The 18177-nt window shown below is 73.7% G+C and carries 16 protein-coding genes; 11 read left to right on the top strand and 5 right to left on the bottom strand.

Features of this window, described 5'->3' with window-relative positions:
• The 7 genes from AB0912_RS03590 to AB0912_RS03560 form a co-directional block, all read left to right on the top strand.
• On the top strand, positions 1-938 hold a 938-nt coding region (locus AB0912_RS03590), incomplete at its 5' end, for an exopolysaccharide biosynthesis polyprenyl glycosylphosphotransferase (protein WP_366696261.1).
• 4 nt (positions 939-942) lie between these two features.
• A complete protein-coding gene (locus AB0912_RS03585; RefSeq protein WP_366696260.1) occupies positions 943-2394 on the top strand; it encodes an O-antigen ligase family protein in 1452 nt (483 codons plus the stop codon).
• Between the two features lie 434 nt (positions 2395-2828).
• Complete coding sequence (locus AB0912_RS03580; protein WP_366696259.1) at positions 2829-4634, top strand: lipid II flippase MurJ; 1806 nt, start codon at positions 2829-2831, stop codon at positions 4632-4634.
• Positions 4618-5379 (top strand): polysaccharide deacetylase family protein, encoded by a 762-nt coding sequence (locus AB0912_RS03575; RefSeq protein WP_366696258.1) that lies wholly within the window; start codon positions 4618-4620, stop codon positions 5377-5379. The genes AB0912_RS03580 and AB0912_RS03575 overlap by 17 nt, the downstream gene beginning before the upstream one ends.
• The gene (locus AB0912_RS03570; protein WP_366696257.1) at positions 5379-6491 is read left to right on the top strand and encodes a glycosyltransferase; all 1113 of its coding nucleotides are present in this window, start codon (positions 5379-5381) and stop codon (positions 6489-6491) included. Before AB0912_RS03575 ends, AB0912_RS03570 begins: the two co-directional genes overlap by 1 nt.
• 15 nt (positions 6492-6506) lie before the next feature.
• Positions 6507-7163: a lipopolysaccharide biosynthesis protein gene (locus tag AB0912_RS03565; RefSeq protein WP_366696256.1), complete on the top strand. Its 657-nt coding sequence runs from the start codon at positions 6507-6509 to the stop codon at positions 7161-7163.
• Complete coding sequence (locus AB0912_RS03560; protein ID WP_366696255.1) at positions 7160-8302, top strand: GNAT family N-acetyltransferase; 1143 nt, start codon at positions 7160-7162, stop codon at positions 8300-8302. Before AB0912_RS03565 ends, AB0912_RS03560 begins: the two co-directional genes overlap by 4 nt.
• Before the next feature lie 22 nt (positions 8303-8324).
• On the opposite strand, the gene AB0912_RS03555 is transcribed toward AB0912_RS03560, so the two are convergent.
• Positions 8325-9686 (bottom strand): glycosyl hydrolase, encoded by a 1362-nt coding sequence (locus AB0912_RS03555; RefSeq protein ID WP_366696254.1) that lies wholly within the window; start codon positions 9684-9686, stop codon positions 8325-8327.
• Between the two features lie 239 nt (positions 9687-9925).
• Between AB0912_RS03555 and AB0912_RS03550 the strand changes: the two genes are divergently transcribed.
• The gene (locus AB0912_RS03550; protein ID WP_366696253.1) at positions 9926-11428 is read left to right on the top strand and encodes an ATP-grasp domain-containing protein; all 1503 of its coding nucleotides are present in this window, start codon (positions 9926-9928) and stop codon (positions 11426-11428) included.
• A complete protein-coding gene (locus AB0912_RS03545) occupies positions 11428-12699 on the top strand; it encodes an FAD-dependent oxidoreductase (RefSeq protein WP_366696252.1) in 1272 nt (423 codons plus the stop codon). The genes AB0912_RS03550 and AB0912_RS03545 overlap by 1 nt, the downstream gene beginning before the upstream one ends.
• A gap of 63 nt (positions 12700-12762) precedes the next feature.
• Here the strand turns inward: AB0912_RS03545 and AB0912_RS03540 are convergent, their stop codons facing one another.
• The 3 genes from AB0912_RS03540 to AB0912_RS03530 all read right to left on the bottom strand — a co-directional run bounded on the left by AB0912_RS03540 (position 12763) and on the right by AB0912_RS03530 (position 14871).
• Positions 12763-13776 (bottom strand): chaplin, encoded by a 1014-nt coding sequence (locus AB0912_RS03540; RefSeq protein WP_366696251.1) that lies wholly within the window; start codon positions 13774-13776, stop codon positions 12763-12765.
• A gap of 106 nt (positions 13777-13882) precedes the next feature.
• Positions 13883-14140 carry a chaplin gene (locus AB0912_RS03535; protein WP_366696250.1) on the bottom strand — a complete coding sequence of 86 codons (258 nt, stop codon included), beginning with the start codon at positions 14138-14140 and terminating at the stop codon, positions 13883-13885.
• 314 nt (positions 14141-14454) lie between these two features.
• Entirely contained in the window at positions 14455-14871 is a 417-nt protein-coding gene (locus tag AB0912_RS03530) for a rodlin (protein ID WP_366696249.1), read from the bottom strand.
• Positions 14872-15123: 252 nt separating this feature from the next.
• Here AB0912_RS03530 and AB0912_RS03525 point away from each other — a divergent pair, with 252 nt between their 5' ends.
• Both AB0912_RS03525 and AB0912_RS03520 read left to right on the top strand, forming a co-directional pair.
• Entirely contained in the window at positions 15124-15537 is a 414-nt protein-coding gene (locus AB0912_RS03525; RefSeq protein ID WP_366696248.1) for a rodlin, read from the top strand.
• Positions 15538-15740: 203 nt separating this feature from the next.
• The gene (locus AB0912_RS03520) at positions 15741-16151 is read left to right on the top strand and encodes a rodlin (protein WP_081217351.1); all 411 of its coding nucleotides are present in this window, start codon (positions 15741-15743) and stop codon (positions 16149-16151) included.
• Between the two features lie 96 nt (positions 16152-16247).
• Here the strand turns inward: AB0912_RS03520 and AB0912_RS03515 are convergent, their stop codons facing one another.
• Positions 16248-18167 (bottom strand): AMP-dependent synthetase/ligase, encoded by a 1920-nt coding sequence (locus AB0912_RS03515; RefSeq protein WP_366696247.1) that lies wholly within the window; start codon positions 18165-18167, stop codon positions 16248-16250.
• Positions 18168-18177 lie beyond the last annotated feature (10 nt).

The raw sequence follows: 18177 nt of genomic DNA, 5'->3' as shown, positions 1-18177 counted from the left end.
GCCCCGGCGCGGCCCTGGTCTTCGGCCCCGCCGCGACCGCGCAGCGGGTGGCGGCGGCCTTCCTGCGGCACCCCGCCTGCGGGGTACGGCCGGTCGGCGTCGTCGCCGACCAGCCGGCCGGAGTCGAGGGCCTGCCGGTCCTGACGACCGGCGAGGAGGTGCAGCGGGCCCTCATCCAGAACGGAGTGCGGTCCGTGCTGGTGGTCGAGCCGACCGCCGAACGCGCCCCGATGCTGCGGGCGTTGGCGGAGGCCGGCTGCGAGCTGTGGGAGATCGACGCCGACTCCCCCTCGTACGAACGGGACGGCCGGGACACGCTGGCCGGGTTCGCCTGCCGCCGGCTCTCCATGACGCCGCGCCGGTCGAGCGTCGGCAAGCGCCTCCTCGACGTCACGGTCTCCGGGTCGCTGCTGCTGCTGGTCAGCCCGCTGCTGCTGGTGTGCGCGGTGGTCCTGCGGCTGACCGACGGGCCCGGCGTGGTGTTCCGGCAGGAGCGCATCGGCAAGGACGGCCGGCCCTTCACCCTGCTGAAGTTCCGCACCCACCGCCCGGTCGACGCGCACGAGGCGGCGACCCGCTGGAGCGTGGCCAACGAGCAGCAGATGAGCCCCTTCTGCCACTTCCTGCGGCGCACCTCGCTGGACGAGCTGCTCCAGTTGTGGAACGTCTTCTGGGGCGACATGAGCCTGGTCGGCCCGCGTCCCGAACGCCCTTACTTCGTGGCCCAGTTCAGCCAGACCTATCCCGGTTACGCGGCCCGGCACCGGATGCGGACCGGCATCACCGGGCTCGCCCAGGTGCACGGGCTGCGCGGCGACACCTCGATCGAGGACCGCTGCCGCTTCGACAACGCGTACATCGACAACTGGTCGCTGTGGCAGGACATCTGCATCCTGCTGCGCACGGCCGCCTCGCTCGTCCGTCCGACGGGGAGCTGAGCCGATGAGCCACGCCCTGCCCGTCACCCCCCTGGACAGTCTGGCCGGGGTGCTGCGGCGCGCGCTGCCGGTGCTGCCCGTCGTCGTGGTGATCGCCCTGCTCGGGCTGCCGGTCGCGCCCACCGACGAGGGCGGCGCGAACCTCGCGGACGCCATGTCCGGTGTGGTGGTGGCCGCCTGCGCGATCCGTCTCCTACGGGACCGGCGGCGCCCGCTGTCGTGGACCGCCGCGCTGGTCCTCGGGCTTCCCGTGATCGGTGTCGCCGTCGCGGCGGCCGGGGCGTCGGACCCGGGGGCCGGGCTCACCGGTCTCGCCCGCTACCTCCAGATCTTCGTGCTGGTGCCCGCCGCCGTGCTGCTCACGGTCCGCGACCGGCGCGACTTCCGGCTGCTGGCCTGGTCGTTCGTCGGCCTGGCGCTGTGGCAGGGGGCGGTCGGCGTCCAGCAGTACGTCACCGGGACGGGTGCCTCCTACCAGGGCGAGGACGTGCGCGCGGTCGGCACCTTCGGGCCGACCGACGTGATGGGCATGGCGACGGTCGTGGCGTTCGGGCTGGTGTGCTCGGTGGCGCTGGCCCTCGGCACGAGTGCCCCGCGGCAGCGCGCGATCGCCCTCTGCTGCGCGCTGGCCCTGCTGGCGCCGCTCGCCCTGTCGTTCAGCCGGGGCGCCTGGATCGCCACCACGGTCGCCTGCGTCGGGCAGTTGGTCCTCGCGGGGCTGCGGCGCGCCGCCAAGGTGGGCGCGGTGGTCCTCGCCGTCGGGGTGATCCTGGTGGGCGGTCTCGGGGTGGGCACGGCGATGCTCCAGGAGCGTATGGCCAGCATCACGCAGGTCACGGACGCGCCGGACCAGTCGGTGGTCGACCGTTACACGATGTGGGCCGCCGCCACCGACATGTGGCGCGAACACCCGCTCACCGGCGTCGGGTTGAAGGGCTTCCCGGACAACCGGGACGGCCACGCCTCGCTCGCGCTCTCCTCGGGCAGCGACATCGCCGGCGCGGGGTCCGCCTACCACAAGCAGGCGCTGCTCTCGCCGCACAACATGTACCTCCTCGTCCTCAGCGAGCAGGGCCTCGTCGGGCTGCTCGCCCTGGCGGGCAGTTGGCTCGCCCTCCTGGTGTGCGCGCTGCGCGGACTCGTACGGGTACGCCGCGCGCCGCCGGGAACCCCGGCGCCCGGAACCCCGGGGGCCGGAACCCCGGGGGCCGGAAGTCCGACCTCGGGGCCCGTCCCGGTCCCGGCGGGCACGGACTGCGCGCTCGTCGCGTGCGGGCTGCTCGTCTGGCAGTTGACCGACTTCGTGTACGCGGACATCGGCGGTCCCTCCACGGTGCTGACCGCCGTGGTGTTCGGCCTCATCGGCTGGTGGGCGCTGGTCGACCCGGCGACCCCGGCCGCCCCGAAGGCCGCGGCCCCGGCCCCCTCCGTACCCGAGGAGGCCACGGCACGATGACGGTGACGCCGCCCAGGGCGGGGGACAACGCGGACACGGACGCGAACGAGGGCGCGAACACGGGGGGACCGGCGGGCACGGGGGCTACGGCGAGCACAGGGCCGATGGCGCCCCCGGCCAAGCCCGACACCGAGGGCACGAACACGACGACGGGGTTCGGAACGGCGGCCTTCAAAACGGCCGGCCTCGCAACGCCGGAGGCCGGACGGACGGGCCTCGCAACGCCGGAGGCCGGACGGACGGGGGTCGGAACGGCGGACATCGCAACCCCGGAAGCCGGGCTCCCAGGGCTCGGAACAGTTGGCATCGCAACTCCGGAAGCCGGGCCCACCGAGCCCGGGACGGTCGGCATCGCCACCCCGGAAGCCGGGCCCACCGGCTTCGGAACGGCCGGGTTCGGGGCGGCCGGGCAAGGGGCGACCGGGTTCGGGACGATGGAGTTCGGGGCTACGGCGGCCACCGGTGCCCCGCTCCCCAACGCCCGCACCGCTCCCCCGCCGGCCACCGAGTCCCCGACGGCCGCCGAACCCCCGGCCGCCCCCGAACCCGCCTCGGCCGCACCTCTCCCCCGCCCCAACCCCCTCGCCCCGCCCCGCCCCCCAACCACCCCGGAACCACGCCGCTCCCCCGCGCCTCCGAACCCCCCGAAGAACGCCCCGTCCGAAGCCGCCGCCCCGTCCGAAGCCGCCGCCTCCAACCGCTTCCTCGCGAAGGCCGCGCTCGTCACCATCGCGCTCTCGATCGCCGGAGCCGTTCTCGGTCTCGGCCGGGATCAGGCGCTCGCGCATCTGTTCGGGGCGGGGTCGGACACCGACGCGTTTCTCGTCGCGTGGACGGTCCCCGAGTTCGCGGCGACCCTGCTGATCGAGGACGGACTGGCCTTCGTGCTGGTCCCGTTGTTCAGCGTGGCCGTCGCCCGGCGGGCGCGCGGGGAGGCGGGGGATCCGGTACGGGCCCTGGTGGCCGCCACCCTGCCGAAGCTGACGCTTGCCTTCGCCGCGGTCGGCGCGCTGCTGATCGCCGGCGCCCCCTACCTGGTGGACGCGCTCGCGCCCGGCCTGCCCGACCCCCGGCTCGCGGTGGACTGCACCCGGCTGACCGCGACCTGCGTGTTCTCCTTCGGGCTCGCCGGATACTGCAGCGCGGCCCTGCGGGCGCACCGCCGGTTCGTCGCCCCGGCGGCGATCTACGTGGCGTACAACGCCGGGATCATCACGGCGATGTTCGTGCTCGGCGGCCACTGGGGGGTGCGGTCGGCGGCGCTCGGTGTGGCGGTCGGCGGCGCCCTGATGGTGGTGGCGCAGCTCCCCTCGGCGGGGCGGCAGTGGCGGCGCAGGGAGCCGGGCGGCGAGCTGCCGCAGGGCGACCCGGCCCGTCCGATGAACCTGACCCTGGTGGGCACGGTGCTGCTGTTCGCGCTCTGCCGGCAGTCCCAGGTCCTCGTGGAACGCTTCCTCGCCTCCTCGCTGCCCGCCGGGGCCATCTCGCATCTGAACTACGCGCAGAAGGTGGCGCAGATGCCGATGGTCCTCTCCCTGATGCTGTGCACGGTCACCTTCCCGGTGGTCGCGCAGGCGATCGCGGAGGGCGACACCGAGCGGGCCCGCGACCGGGTGGAGGGCGACCTCGCGCTGGTGTCCTGCACGGTGCTGCTGGGCACGGCGGCGGTCGTCGCCTGCGCCCCGCAGATCATCCAGCTCCTGTTCCAGCGGGGCGCGTTCACGGCGGCGGACACGGCGGCCACGGCGTCGGTGATGCGCGTGTACGCCCTCGGGCTGCTGGGCCACACCCTGGTCGGCGCGCTGGTGCGCTCGTACTTCTCCTCGGGCCGGCCGACCTGGTACCCGCTGTTCGCGATGGCCGCCGGGATCATCGCGACCTCCTGGATCGGCGTGCTGGCCGTCGGTCCGTGGGGAGTGTGCGGCATCGCCGCCGCCAACGCCTCCGGCATCACCCTCAGCGCCGTGCTCCTGCTGTACGGCACGGGTCCGCGCAGTGTGCCGATCCGCATCCGCCGGGTGCTGACCGAGATCGGCAAACCGCTGCGGGCCGCCCTGGTCGCCACGGTGGCCGGGGGTCTGTGCGCCAGCCGCCCGGACTCCCCGCTGCTCGGCCTCGTCCTCGGCGGCACGGTCGTGACCGTCGTCTTCGCCCTGCTGGCCTGGGTCCTCCGGGTCGAGGGGTTCGCACCCGCACTCCGTTCCGTCACACGAAGGGTTCCGCATGCCCGTTTCCGCTGACAGCAGCAGACGTACCGGCACGAGCTCCCTCGACGCGCCGCCCTGGGTGGCGATGTACCACTCGGTCGGGGACTGCTCCGACGACCCGTACCGCATCACGGTCTCCCCGGACCGGCTCGACCAGCAGTTGGGCTGGCTGCGCCGGCGCGGGCTGCGCGGGGTGGGGATGACGGACCTGCTCGCCGCCCGCGCCCGCGGTGAGGGCCGCGACCTGGTGGGCCTCACCTTCGACGACGGGTACGCCGACTTCGTCGACACCGCGCTCCCGCTGCTGCACCGGTACGGCTTCGGCGCCACCCTCTTCGTGCTGCCGGGCCGGCTCGGCGGCGAGAACGGCTGGGACCCGCTGGGCCCCCGCAAGCGGCTGCTGTCCAAGCAGGGCATCCGGCTCGCCGCCGCCTCCGAGGGCGTCGAGGTCGGCTCGCACGGGCTGACCCACGTCGACCTCACGAAGGCCGACGACGCGGTGCTGCACGCGGAGGTCGCCGAGAGCAGAGCGGTGCTCTCGGAGTTGATCGGTGCTCCCGTCGAGGGCTTCTGCTACCCCTACGGGACCCTGGACGAGCGGGTCGTCACGGCCGTCCGCGACGCCGGATACGCCTACGGGTGCGCGATCGACCCCGGCCCGCTGACCGGCCCGCACGCCCTCCCCCGCGTCCACGTCGGCGAGAACGACACCCCCGTCCGCATGCTCCTGAAGCACAAGCTGCACCGGCTGCGCCGGCGGCCCGTCGAGGGGGTCTGATGAAGGCCCTGCACATCATCACCGGCCTCGGTGTCGGCGGCGCCGAGCAGCAACTGCGGCTGCTGCTGCGGCATCTGCCGGTCGAGTGCGACGTGGTGACGCTCACCAATCCGGGTGCCGTCGCCGCCGGGCTCACCGACGACGGGGTGCGGGTCATCGACCTCGGCATGACCGGCAACCGCGACCTCGGCGCGCTGCCCCGGCTGGTGAAGGTGATCCGGGCGGGCCGCTACGACCTCGTGCACACGCACCTCTACCGGGCCTGCGTCTACGGCAGGCTCGCCGCCCGGCTGGCCGGGGTGAAGGCCGTCGTGGCCACCGAACACTCCCTCGGCGACTCCCAGATGGAGGGCCGCCGGCTCGGCCCGGGGGTCCGCGCCCTCTATCTGGCCAGCGAGCGGCTCGGCCGGTCCACCGTCGCCGTCTCCCCCACGGTCGCCGACCGGCTGCGCCGCTGGGGCGTGCCCGGTCCGCGTATCGAGGTGGTGCCGAACGGCATCGACGTCGCCGGCTTCCGTTTCGACCCGGTGCTGCGCGAGCGCACCCGGCGCCGGCTCGGGCTGCCGGACGGCGCGTATGTCGTCGGCGGGGTCGGGCGGCTCGCGGCGGGCAAGCGGTTCGACGTGCTGATCCGGGCGCTGGCCCAACTCCCTGAGGACTGCTGGCTGCTGCTGGTCGGCGGCGGCACGGAGGAGAGCGTGCTGCGCCGGGCCGCGCGGGACGCCGGGGTCGCGGACCGGGTGCTGCTCACCGGCGAGCGCCCCGCCGGCGGCTCGCCCGGCGCGGACCTGCCCTCGCTGACGGCGGCCATGGACGTCCTCGCCTCCCCCAGCCCCGAGGAGGCGTTCGGGCTGGCCGTGGTCGAGGCAATGGCGGCCGGACTGCCGGTCGTGTACGTCTCCTGCCCGGCCGTGGAGGACCTGCCGCCCGAAGCGGCCCGCGGCGCCGTGCGGGTCGGCGGCGACGCGGACTCCTTCGCCCGCGCCCTGACCCGCGTCCGGGCGAAGGGCCCGGCGCCCCGCGCGGCGGCCGACGCCGCCCATCACTACTGCATCACCCGCAGCGCCGCACGGCTCATGGACGTGTACGCGGCCGCTGTCTCGCGCACCTGAACTGGAGAGTCCCTCATGTCCGAAAACCCCACCAGGGGCCACCGTTCCCCGCGAACGGCCCTCGCCCGGGCGAAGACCGTCCCGCCGTGGTCGCTGCTGGCCGCCGGAGCCGTCCTCGGCGGTCTGCTCGGCGGCGCGTACGGCGTGGTGAAGACCCCGACGTACACGGCGACGAGCTATGTCATCGCCGTGCCGACCGACAAGGGCGACCCGTCGGCCGCGCTCGGTTTCGCCCAGGCGTACGGCCGGGTCGCGACCCAGCTCGCGGTCCTCGGCGACGCGCAGGTGTGGGCCGGTGTGCCGGTCAGGACGCTGCAGGCGGACGTCCGCACGGCGACCTCGCCGGACGCCCCGATGGTCGCCGTCTCGGCCACCTCCTCGCGCCCCGACCGGGCCGCCGACATGGCCAACGCGGTCACCCGCTCGCTGACCCAGCACGCGAACAACAGCCAGAAGGACACCCACGTCCAGCTCCTGTCGTTCTCCCGCGCGGTCAAGCCGGCCTCGGCGTCCTCGCCCTCGCCGACGGTGACGGGTCTGGTCGGCGCGAGCGCCGGCGGCCTGCTCGGGGGTCTGGTGCTGCTCGTCCGCCCCCGCCGGTCCGCCGAGGCCGGCCGGTCCGCCGCCGTGCCGGGGCCCGCCGTCGCCGCCGACCTGCACGGAGCGCTGTGACCGAGACGCTCCGGACCGAACCGCCCCAGCTCCGTGGACGCGGCACGGCCCGGGCGGAACTCATCACCGACGAGCGGGAGTTCGCGGAACTGGCACCCGCCTGGGAGCGCCTGTACCGCAGATGCGGCGCGGTCACCGCGTTCCAGAGCCACGCCTGGCTGCATTCGTGGTGGCTGTCGTACGGGAGGGCGGGCCGGCTGCGGCTGGTGGTCGTCCGCGAGGGCGGGGAGCTGCGGGCGGTCGCGCCGCTGATGCTGGTGCGCCGTCCGCTGCCGGCGCTGGTCCCGCTCGGCGGGGCGATCTCCGACTACGCGGACGTGCTCCTCGACGACGAGCAGGCCGACCGCTGGGCGGCGACGCTCACCGAGGGCCTGTCGGCCGCCGCCCGCAGCGCGCTGATCGACTTCCGCGAGGTCCGTCCCGGCGGGGCGGTGGAGCGGATCTACGAGCGCTGGCGCGGACCGCGCCGCCGGGTGCGGGACTCGCTGTGCCTGGAGCTGCCCGGCGCCTCGATGGAGGAGCTGGTGGGCCGGCTGCCCTCGGGCAAGGCGCAGCGCGTCCGGGCGAAGCTGCGCAAGCTGACCGCGCTCGGGGTCGAGCAGCGGGTGGTGGGCCCGGACGAGGCGGAGCCGGCGCTGCGCCGGCTGCTGGAGCTGCACCGGCTGCAGTGGCAGGGCCGGAAGGTGACGACCGAGCATCTCCAGGAGCGGTTCTCCGAGCATCTGGTGCGCTCGGTGGTCCCGATGGTGCGTTCCGGGGACGCGGTGGTCACCGAGTTCCGTCTCGACGGGTCCGTGGTCGCCGTGGATCTCACACTGCTGTCTCCGCTGCTGGCGGGCGGCTATCTGTACGGCGCCCATCCGCGGCTGCGGGAACGCAAGGCGGACGTGGCGGTGATGCTGCTGAACGCCTGTTCCCGGCATACCGCGGCGGGTGCCCGGGGGACGTTGAGCCTGCTGCGCGGCGACGAACCGTACAAGCGGCACTGGCGTCCGGAGCCCGTCGTCAACCAGCGGCTGCTGCTCGCCCGCCGGCGTACGGCGCCGCTGATGTCGGCGGTCGTCTGCGACGTGGCCGCGCGCCGGCGGGGCAAGGCGCTGCTGCGGAGCTGGAGGGAACGCGGTGGCGGCAGGCCCTGAAGGACCCGCCGCCGTCCGGGGTTCACCGGTTGCGCGACCACCAGTCGAAGCGCAGGCACAGCTTCCCGCCCATCCAGTACTCCACCCAGTCGCCCAGGTTCAGCGGCGAGCAGTTGGGCGGGGGCAGGGGGACGGGGGTGGCCGGAGTGGTCGGCTGGGGAGTGGGTTTGGGTGTCGGCTTGGGTGTCGGTTCGGTGGTCGGCGGGGCCGTCGGGTCGGTCCGGCCGTACAGCGCGGCGCGGTAGGCCTGGGACGCCTTCGGGTTGTCCGCGCACTGCCACACGCCGTGCGGACAGTAGTCGGTGAGGGTGTTGTACAGCGGCTTGTGCTCGTCCATCCATGTGAGCATGCGCTTCATGTACTCGGCGTTGTCGCCGTTGCGGAACAAGCCCCATTCAGGATAGGAAATGGGCTTGCCGTGGGCTTTCGCGAAGTCCACCTGCTCCTGAAGCCCGTAGGGCTCCTTCACCTGCTCGTCGAACGAGAGCCCCGACGGCTGATCGTACGAATCCATGCCGATGATGTCGACCGTGTCGTCCCCGGGATAGCACTGTGTCCAGGGAATACCGTCCCGGCCGCGGTTCGGGGCGAAATCGAACTTGAATTTCTGCCCCGGCACCGCGCGCATGGTGGTGACGATTCTGTTCCAGTACGTCTTCCAGGCCTCCGGGTCGGGACCGCAGCGATGGGTGTACGTGATGCCGTTCATCTCCCAGCCGAGCACGATGACGGTGTCGGGCACCTTCAGCGCGACGAGACGCTCGGCGAGCTTGCGGAAGTGGCTGTCGTACGCGCCGGAGGCGGCCTGGGCGAGGAGGGAGCGGACCTCGCCGTCGGAGACGCGGTCCTCGTTGCGTTCCATCATCGGGACGTTGAGGACGAGCATCCGGTCGGCCCGCTCGCGCCGCCAGTCCGCCCAGGCGTCCAGGAAGCCGGGGGCGCCCTCGATGTTGCTCCAGCGGTCGCCGGGCAGATACGTGTGCCCCACGCGCAGTTCGGCGCCGCCGAGCCAGTCGCTGAGCTGGGCCATGCGGGCGATACCCCTGGCGCCGTAGTCCAGGTAGGCGCCGAAGGCGGGCCGCTGGGCGGCCGGTTCGGCGGACGGCTTGGGCGTGGCGCCTGCCGTGGCCGGCCTGGCGGGTGCCGAGGACGGGGCGGCGGGCGCGCTGGGGGCGGCCGGGGGCGGGGTCGAGGACCCGGCGGTGGTCGAGGAAGCCGCGGGCGGCGCCACCACCGTGGGGGTCGGAGCCGGCGGATCGCCGACCCGGCCCACCCCGGCGCCCACGGCGTATCCCGGACCCGACGCGAGCGCGACCGACGTGACGATGCCGGCCGCGACGAACGCCAGCCTGCTGCTGCGGGGCCGATGCTGCTGTGGGGCCATGCCTGCTCCTCTCTCCCTCTTCGCTTATCGGATTTTCCTATCCGATTACTGACACTCAGTCATACGAATACCCATTCCGCCAACCGAGTCCGCCGCCCCCGCCCCTGATGATCACTCGGAAGGGTGAGCCACCCGTCAGCGCCTCCCCGACAGAATCTCCCGCCCGTATCCGACAAGACCCCGGAATCATTCCCCTTCACCCCTTCGACGACCCTGTCCCCGAACCAGAGGAAAAGCCTGTGCAGATTCTCGACACCCGGGTCCCCGCCGTCCTGCTCCGCATCGACCGGAATCCCTTTCACCACGGAACTCTGGGGGCCGTCCGCTCCCTCGGCCGGGCCGGTGTGGAGGTCCATGTCGTCGCCGACGCCGAGGGAAGTCCCGTCCGCAGATCGCGTTTTGTCTGCGAGATGCATCCGCCGCCGCGCCCGGGTTCGTCCACCGCCGAGATCGCCGCGGTGTTGCGCCGAGTGGCCGCCCGGGTGTCCCGGCCGGCCGTGCTGGTCCCGATGGACGACGCGAGCGCGCTGGCGGTGGGCCGCATGGGCGAGGATCTCGCCGACGGCTATCTGCTGCCGCGACAGCCCGGCGCGCTCGCCGAACGCGTCGCCGACAAGGCCGAACTCGCCGCCGTCTGCGCGAGCGTGGGCGTTCCGCACCCGGTGACGCTGATCCCGGAGAGCCCGGCGCAGGCCGCCGCGGCGGCCTGGCAACTGGGGCTGCCGGTAATGGCCAAGTGGAGCCGTCCGTGGCTGATCCCGGCCGGCAGCGGACTGCGCAGCACCGTGATGATCCGCTCGGCGCGCGAGGCGCAGGAGCTGTATCTGCGCGGAGCGGAGGCGGGCAGTCCGCTGCTGCTCCAGGCCTTCCTGCCGCCGGGGCCCGACCGCGACTGGTTCTTCCACGGCTACGTCGGCCGGTCCGGCGCGACGCACGGCGGCGGCGCCGGCCGCAAGCGGCTCTCCTGGCCGCGCGGCGCGGGCCTCACCGCGGTCGGCCACTGGACGCCCAACCCGGAGCTGGAGACCCTCGTCGAACGGCTCACCGGCGCCCTCGGCTACCGGGGCATCTTCGACCTCGACTTCCGCCGGGACGCCACGACCGGCCACTACCACCTGCTCGACTTCAACCCCCGCCCCGGCGCCCAGTTCCGGCTCTTCGAGGACGCCGGCGGCCTGGACGTCGTCCGCGCCCTGCACCTGGACCTGACCCACCGTCCGCTGCCCGAGCCGGCGCCCCGGCCGGGGCGGGCCTTCGTCGTGGAGAACTACGCGCCGCTCGACGCGCTGCGCCCCGCCCCCGCCGGGCGCGAACTCGCCTGGCACGCACCGGACGACCCCGCCCCGGGCCGGGCCATGTGGAGCCGGTGGACCCGGCATGTGCCGCTCCGCCTGACCCAGCGCGTCGGCCGCCTGCTGAGCGGACCGGCCGCGTCCCGTGAGACCGACGACACGACGGCGCTCACGCCCGCGCAGGACGTGACGGCGACGGCGACCGGGGCGGCCGAGGAGGCCCCGGCCCCGGTGGAGCGGCCGGGCGCCGCCGGCCAGGACCCGGCGGTCGTCCGCCCGCGCGGCGAGGCCGGCACCCGGCCGGAGGCCGGGCCGGTACACATCCCCGCTCCCCCGCCCGCCCCCTCGGCCGACACACCCTCCGACCTCCTGGCCGGTCCCCGGGCCGAGTCCCGCGCCGGGTCCCGGGCCGACTCCCATGCCGACGACGAGAAAGCGAGCAGCCGCTGATGTACGACCTGCTGGTGGTGGGGGCCGGACCCTACGGCCTGTCCATCGCGTCCCACGCCGCGGCGGCCGGGCTCAGCCTGCGCGTCTTCGGCCGGCCCATGGCCTCCTGGCGCGACCACATGCCCGGCGGCATGTTCCTGAAGTCCGAGCCCTGGGCGTCGAACCTTTCCGACCCGGAGGGCCGCTGGCGCCTGGAGACGTACTGCGCCGGCCGGGGTGTGACCGCCCGGCACGGCGAGCCGATCCCGGTCGGAGTGTTCGCCTCGTACGGGCTGTGGTTCGCCCGCAACGCGGTGCCCGCCGTCGACGAGCGCACGGTCGTCCGCGTGCGGACCTGTTCCGGCGGGTTCGAGGCGCTGACCGAGGACGGCGAGGTGCTGCGCGCCCGGACCGTCGCGCTGGCCGTCGGCGTGATGCCGTTCGTGGAGATGCCGTCCGCGCTGCGCGGCCTGGGCCCCGAGCAGGTGTCGCACAGCAGTCACCACGGCGACCTCTCCCGCTTCCGGGACCGGGACGTCACGGTGATCGGCGGCGGCCAGGCCGCCCTGGAGACGGCGGCGCTGCTCGCCGAACAGGGCACCCGGGTGCGGGTGCTGGCCCGCGCCGGACGGCTGCACTGGAACGACGTGCCGCCCGCCCGGGAACGGCCGTGGTGGCAGGCGGCCCGCGCCCCGCACAGCGGCCTGGGGTGCGGCTGGCGCAACTGGTTCTACGCCGAGCGGCCCGGCCTCTTCCACCGGCTGCCGCAAGCCACCCGGGCCCGGGTCTCGGCCACCGCGCTGGGACCGGCGGGCGCCTGGTGGGTGCGCGACCGCGTCGAACCGGCCGTCGAGCTGATGCTCGGTCACGAGGTCACGTCGGTCTACGCCTCGGGCATCGGCCTGCGCGTCGAGACGGTCGACGGGGACGGCGCGCCGGCCTGCCTGGAGACCGACCACGTCATCGCGGCCACCGGCTTCCGGGCCCGGCGCGAGCGGCTCGGCCTGCTCGCGGACGAGCTGCGCGCGAGCGTCGGCGCCCTGCCCGACGGTTCCCCCGCCGTGGGCCGGGACTTCGAGTCGTCGGTGCCGGGCCTGTTCATGGCGGGCCTGGTCACCGCCTCCGCCTTCGGACCGGCCATGCGCTTCGTGCAGGGCGCCGGCTTCACCGCGGGCACGCTCGTACAGGGTGTGCGGCGGCGGCTGCGCACCGGGCCGGGCGGCGTCTGGGTCCCCGCGCCCGCGGAGCGCCGCCGCAGGGAGTTCGACGAGGAACTCGGCGCCCGGAGCTGACCTGCCGGGCAGGTGCGGGTGCCGGACGCCGCGTCGCGTCGCGTCCGGCACCCGGCGCCGCCGTCACGGACGCGGCACGGCCCGGTTCCGCCGGTAGAGCACAGAGCCGGCGGCGAGCAGCAGGCCGCCTGCGGCCGAGGCCGCGAGCAGCCCCTCGGAGCCGGTCTCGGCCAGCGCGGCGGGGGGCGTGGCCCGGTGGTGCGCCGGGGCGGGCGGCGCGGGCGGCTGCTCGTGGACCGCGGGCGGCGGGCTGTACGAGACGGGCGTGAACGGGGTGTCGACCGGCGGCTGTTCGTGCGGCGGCGGGGGCGTGTAGGGCGGGGTGCAGGGCTCGTCCGGGGTGGACCCGTAGCCTCCCGGCGTGTGCTGGTGGCCGCACTCGTTGCCGAACACCGGGTTCCCGATGCCGATCACGTCGACCGTGTCGCCGCACAGCTCGACCGGGGCGTCCACGGGGGCACCGGCGTGGTTGCCGGACAGCACACCCGGCGAGTCGTACGCCCCACCGTGCGCGGAGGAGCCGCCATGCCCGCCGTGCCCGCCATAGCCACCGTGGCCGCCGTACCCCGAGTCGCCGTACCCCTGCCCGCCGTACCCCGAGTCTCCGTAACCGGAGTGGCCGTAACCCGAGTCCCCGTACCCGGAGTGGCCATAGCCCGAGTCCCCATAGCCCGAGTCGCCGTACCCCGAGTGGCCGCCGTAGCCCGAGTCCCCGTAGCCCGTGCCTCCGTGGCCCGGGTGCCCGTGGCCGGCGCCCGGGTGGCCGGAGCCGTGGTGCGCGCCGGTGTGCTGCTGGGCGGGGACGCGGGGGGCCGCGTGCCGGCCGGAGGAACCGGACTGGTTGGCGCAGGCGTTGCCGAACGCCGGGTTCAGCGCGGCCACCACGTCGACCGTGTTGCCGCAGGCGTTCAGGGGCACGTTCACCGGAACCTGCACGTTGTTGCCCGACGCGATCCCCGGGGAGCCCGAGGCGGCCGACACCGCGCCGGCGTCCGCGAAGGCCGGGTTGGCGTACAGGGACACGATGCTTGTCGCGGCCGCCGCCACGACCACTCCCCTACTCAGGTTCTGTCGCACTCTTGTTGTCTTCCTGCTGGTAGAAGTGAGGAAGCCGGCCTCGGGCCGCACTGCGGTCCAAGGCCGGCCGTGGCACAGCCGGGGGCGGCTGAGGTGCCGGGGAGCGTCAGCCGTTGACGCAGGTGTTGCCGAACGCCGGGTTCAGCAGGGCGATCACGTTGACCGTGTTGCCGCAGACGTTGACGGGGATGTGGATCGGGACCTGGATCACGTTGCCCGAGAGGACACCGGGCGAGCCGATGGCGGCGCCCTCGGCTCCGGCGTCCGCGAAGGCCGGGGCGGCCACGCCCAGGGCCATGATCGCTCCGGCGACGACAGCAGCGCTCTTCTTGTGCTTCACGTGCTTTCCCTTCTCTGCGGTCATGCCCCTATGTCGGCCGAGACCGAGCGAGCACAACGGAACGGCTCGCACCATGACCCGCGGGCTGTAAACGAGGGAGGAACGACCGAAGAAACTGCGGAGCACGCGCCGCTTGATAATTCACTCGAATCGCCCTGAAGAGGCGGGGCGGCAGCAGGGCAGAAGCGTTTCAGCGGAAAAAGGGGGAAACGTTTCCCGGGAGTCTTCACACCAGCGGGATTTCCGGCGGGAAAAGGGGTCACCGCGGGGAGGGGAAACAGGAGCGGGTCCGGGCCGCGCGCGCCGGACGGGGGCGCGCGGCCCGGACCGGGGCGGGGTCAGCTGCCGAGGGAGCCGTTGCCCGACAGGACCGGGATGTTGTCCGCGATGTGCGACAGCGGCTCGTCGCCCTTGCCCTGGGTGGAGTTCTCGGCGCACTGCTGGTTCTGCGGCGCGGAGAGCACCGGCACGTCCTGAAGAACGGTGACCGGGACGAGGACGCCGACGAGCGAACCCGCGTTGACCTTGACCGGAACACCGAGGCAGAGCTTGTTCAGCGAGCCCTGCACGAGGCTGGCCTGCGGGCTCAGGTCGCCCTTGGCGACGGCGTTACCGTACGACTGCTCGGCACCGTTCCCGTTGGTGGTGGTGACGCCGTCGTCGTTGCCGATGGCCAGCGCCTGCGGGGCGGCCGCCGCCGAGACACCGGCGACGGAAGCCGCGACAGCAGCCACGGCCATTGCCTTCTTGAGCATTTCTCCGGGTTTCCTTTCCTGCCTGTGACACATATTCCTGCTCCCACCTCAACCGGAGCCGGCGGGATTGGTTCCGCGGCGTCACCCGATCGGACCGTTCACCCCGTCCGAATTCACGGAAGCTCTGGCCCGAGCACATGCCGTTCACGCCGTGCGCGTGGGCCATTGGGGTGAATCGCAGCAACTATGCGAGCGGGGTCCAGTTGTCCAGGTCGCTCCGGTGGACGGGGTTACTCCAGAAGGGATCAGCAAGTGATCAAGAAGGTTATGGCTGCTGCGGCGATCGCCGCTTCCGTCGTCGGAGCCACGGCTGCCGCCGCGCCGCAGGCGCTGGCCATCGGCAACGACGGTGGTGTCACCACCACCAACGGCAACGGCGCCGCGCAGATCTACGGCAACCAGGCCACGTACGGCAACATGAGCCCGCAGATGGCGCTCATCCAGGGCTCCCTGAACAAGCCCTGCATCGGCCTGCCGGCCAAGGCGAACCTGGCCTCGCTGGTCGGCCTCGTGCCGGTCACCGTCGCCCAGGACGTGCCGATCCTGTCGGCCCCGCAGAACCAGCAGTGCACCGAGAACTCCACCCAGGCCAAGGGCGACGAGCCGCTGTCGCACATCCTGGACAACATCCCGGTCCTGTCGGGCAACGGCACGGTCGGCAGCTGACCCGTCGCCGCGTACAGCGGGCCGCCGGCGTCTCGGGCGGCCCGCTGCCGCTGTCACCTCCACGACGACAGCGGCGGCGACGTCCCGGCCCGGGAACATCCCCTGGGCCGTTCGGGGCACACCCCGCAACCTCACGATCCGCAGCACAGTTGATCATGACGCGGCTCCACTCGGAGTCCGCTCTCCGAAAGGGCAATACGAACATGAAGAAGCTCTGGGCGACCGCGGCCATTGCCGCTTCCATCGCCGGTGTCTCGGCTGCCGCCGCGCCGCAGGCGCTCGCCATCGGCAACGATGACGGCGTCACCACCACGAACGGCAACGGCTCCGTCCAGAAGTACGGCAACCAGGCCACGCACGGCGACATGAGCCCCCAGCTCTCGCTCGTGCAGGGCTCGCTGAACAAGCCCTGTGTCGGCCTGCCCGTCAAGGCGAACCTGGCCTCGCTGGTCGGCCTCGTGCCGGTCACCGTCCTCCAGGACGTGCCGATCCTGTCGGCCCCGCAGAACCAGCAGTGCACCGAGAACTCCACCCAGGCCAAGGGCGACGAGCCGCTGTCGCACATCCTGGACAACATCCCGGTCCTGTCGGGCAACGGCTCGGCCGGCAGCTGATCACCCCCAGCTCCGCGGACAGCGGGTCGCTCTTCGGAGCGGCCCGCTGTTCCCGTGTCCGGGACCGGTCGCCGCGACGGCCCGTCGGACGGTCCGTCAGTTCGCGTACAGCGCCTCGATGTCGGCCGCGTACGCCGTCGTCACCGCCTGCCGCTTCACCTTCAGGGACGGGGTGAGCAGGCCGTTGTCCTCGGTGAACTCCCCCTCCACCAGGGCGAACGCGCGGATGGACTCGGCTCGGGAGACCGCCGCGTTGGCGTGGTCCACCGCCTTCTGGACGTCGGCGCGCATCCGGGGGTCGCGGACGAGGTCGGACAGCGGGGTCCGCGCCGGGAGGCCGCGGACGGCGAGCCAGTGGGCCACCGCCTCCGGGTCGAGGGTGATCAGGGCGGCGACGAACGGGCGGTTGTCGCCGACGACGAGGCACTGGCCGACGGGCGCACGGCTCCGCAGCCGGTCCTCCAGGACGGCGGGCGAGACGTTCTTGCCGCCCGTGGTGATGAGGATGTCCTTCTTGCGGCCGGTGATGGTCAGGTAGCCGTCCTGGTCCAGGGCGCCGAGGTCGCCGGTGGCGAACCAGTCGCCGGTCAGGGCGGCGTCGGTGGCGGCCGGGTTGTTCCAGTAGGAGGGGAAGACGACACCGCCCCTGACCAGCACCTCGCCGTCGTCGGCGATCCGGACGGCGGTGCCGGGGACCGGCAGGCCGACGGTGCCGGGGCGGGGGCCGAGCGGCGGGACGACGGTGGCGGCGGCGGTCGTCTCGGTCAGTCCGTAGCCCTCGTAGACGAGGATTCCGGCGGCGTAGAAGAACAGGTTGAGGTCGCGGTCGAGCGGGGAGCCGCCGCTGATGGCGTAGTGCGCCCGGCCGCCGATCTCCTTGCGGATCCGCCGGTAGACCAGCAGGTCGTAGAGGGCCCAGGCGGCGTACAGGCCGGGGCCGGGGCCCTTGCCGGTGCCGAGGAACTTGTTCAGGTACGCCTCGCCGAAGCGCACGGCCGTGCGGTCGGCGCGGTCGAAGGAGGCGGCGCGGCCCAGCTTCTCGGCGGTGGCGCGGCCGGTGGCGTGGATCTTCTCGAAGAGGTACGGCACGCCGACCAGGAAGGTGGGCCGGAACTCCTTGAGCGCGGGCCGCAGTTCGTCGGGCTTGATGCTCGGGCAGTGGCCCACCTCGATGCGGGCCATCAGGCAGGCGATCTGGAGGGTGCGGCCCATGATGTGGGCGAGCGGCAGGAACAGCAGGGTGGACGCGGTCTGGCCGGTGACCTCCCGGAAGACGGGGTGCAGCAGTTCGACGGTGTTGGCGGCCTCGGCGTGCAGGTTGGCGTGGGTGAGGACGCAGCCCTTGGGCCGGCCGGTGGTCCCGGAGGTGTAGCAGATCGTCGCGATGGTCTCGGGGGTGAGGGCGGAGCGGCGCTTGCCGACCTCCTCGTCGCTGATGTCCCGTCCCAGGGCGGCGAGTTCGGCGAGCGCTCCCGCGTCGAGCCGCCAGACGCGCGGGGGTTCGGGGTGGCCGGCGGTGCCGGCGGTCACCGTGTCCGCGTTGCCGGGGGTCTCGGCGATCACGAAGCGGGCGCCGGAGTCGCGGACGATCCACTCGACCTGTTCGGCGGAGGAGGTCGCGTAGACGGGGACGACCTGGCCGCCGGCCGCCCAGACGGCGAAGTCGAGGACCGTCCACTCGTAGCGGGTGCGGGACATCACGGCGACCCGGCCGCCCGGTTCGAGGCCCGCCGCGATCAGCCCCTTGGCCGTGTCGGTGACGTCGCGGGCGAAGGCGGCGGCGGTGACCGGGGTCCACGTGCCGTGTTCCGGGCGGCGCAGGACGATCGCGCCGGGGGCCTCGGCGGCGTTGGTGTACGGCAGGTCCGCGGTGCTGCCGGTGGTGGGGGCACAGACGAGAGGGGCGGCATGTGCCTCGCGGACCGTACCGCTCGCGTCCCTGACCAGTTGCAGCGCGGCGCGGCCGGGCAGGCCCGCGCGCCGCTTCGCCCGTTTCAGATCCTTGCGTACGCCCATCACGGCTCCC

Source organism: Streptomyces sp. NPDC007084, assembly GCF_040703595.1.
In the GTDB taxonomy this organism is placed as follows: domain Bacteria; phylum Actinomycetota; class Actinomycetes; order Streptomycetales; family Streptomycetaceae; genus Streptomyces.
Note: the sequence above shows the minus strand (reverse complement) of the source record. Positions and strands in the feature narration are given on the sequence as shown.

Coding starts and splice junctions, on each gene's coding strand:
- AB0912_RS03585 (WP_366696260.1), top strand. CDS start 943: ATGAGCCACGCCCTGCCCGTCACCCCCCTGGACAGTCTGGCCGGGGTG.
- AB0912_RS03580 (WP_366696259.1), top strand. CDS start 2,829: ATGGAGTTCGGGGCTACGGCGGCCACCGGTGCCCCGCTCCCCAACGCC.
- AB0912_RS03575 (WP_366696258.1), top strand. CDS start 4,618: ATGCCCGTTTCCGCTGACAGCAGCAGACGTACCGGCACGAGCTCCCTC.
- AB0912_RS03570 (WP_366696257.1), top strand. CDS start 5,379: ATGAAGGCCCTGCACATCATCACCGGCCTCGGTGTCGGCGGCGCCGAG.
- AB0912_RS03565 (WP_366696256.1), top strand. CDS start 6,507: ATGTCCGAAAACCCCACCAGGGGCCACCGTTCCCCGCGAACGGCCCTC.
- AB0912_RS03555 (WP_366696254.1), bottom strand. CDS start 9,686: ATGGCCCCACAGCAGCATCGGCCCCGCAGCAGCAGGCTGGCGTTCGTC.
- AB0912_RS03545 (WP_366696252.1), top strand. CDS start 11,428: ATGTACGACCTGCTGGTGGTGGGGGCCGGACCCTACGGCCTGTCCATC.
- AB0912_RS03535 (WP_366696250.1), bottom strand. CDS start 14,140: ATGACCGCAGAGAAGGGAAAGCACGTGAAGCACAAGAAGAGCGCTGCT.
- AB0912_RS03530 (WP_366696249.1), bottom strand. CDS start 14,871: ATGCTCAAGAAGGCAATGGCCGTGGCTGCTGTCGCGGCTTCCGTCGCC.
- AB0912_RS03520 (WP_081217351.1), top strand. CDS start 15,741: ATGAAGAAGCTCTGGGCGACCGCGGCCATTGCCGCTTCCATCGCCGGT.
- AB0912_RS03515 (WP_366696247.1), bottom strand. CDS start 18,167: ATGGGCGTACGCAAGGATCTGAAACGGGCGAAGCGGCGCGCGGGCCTG.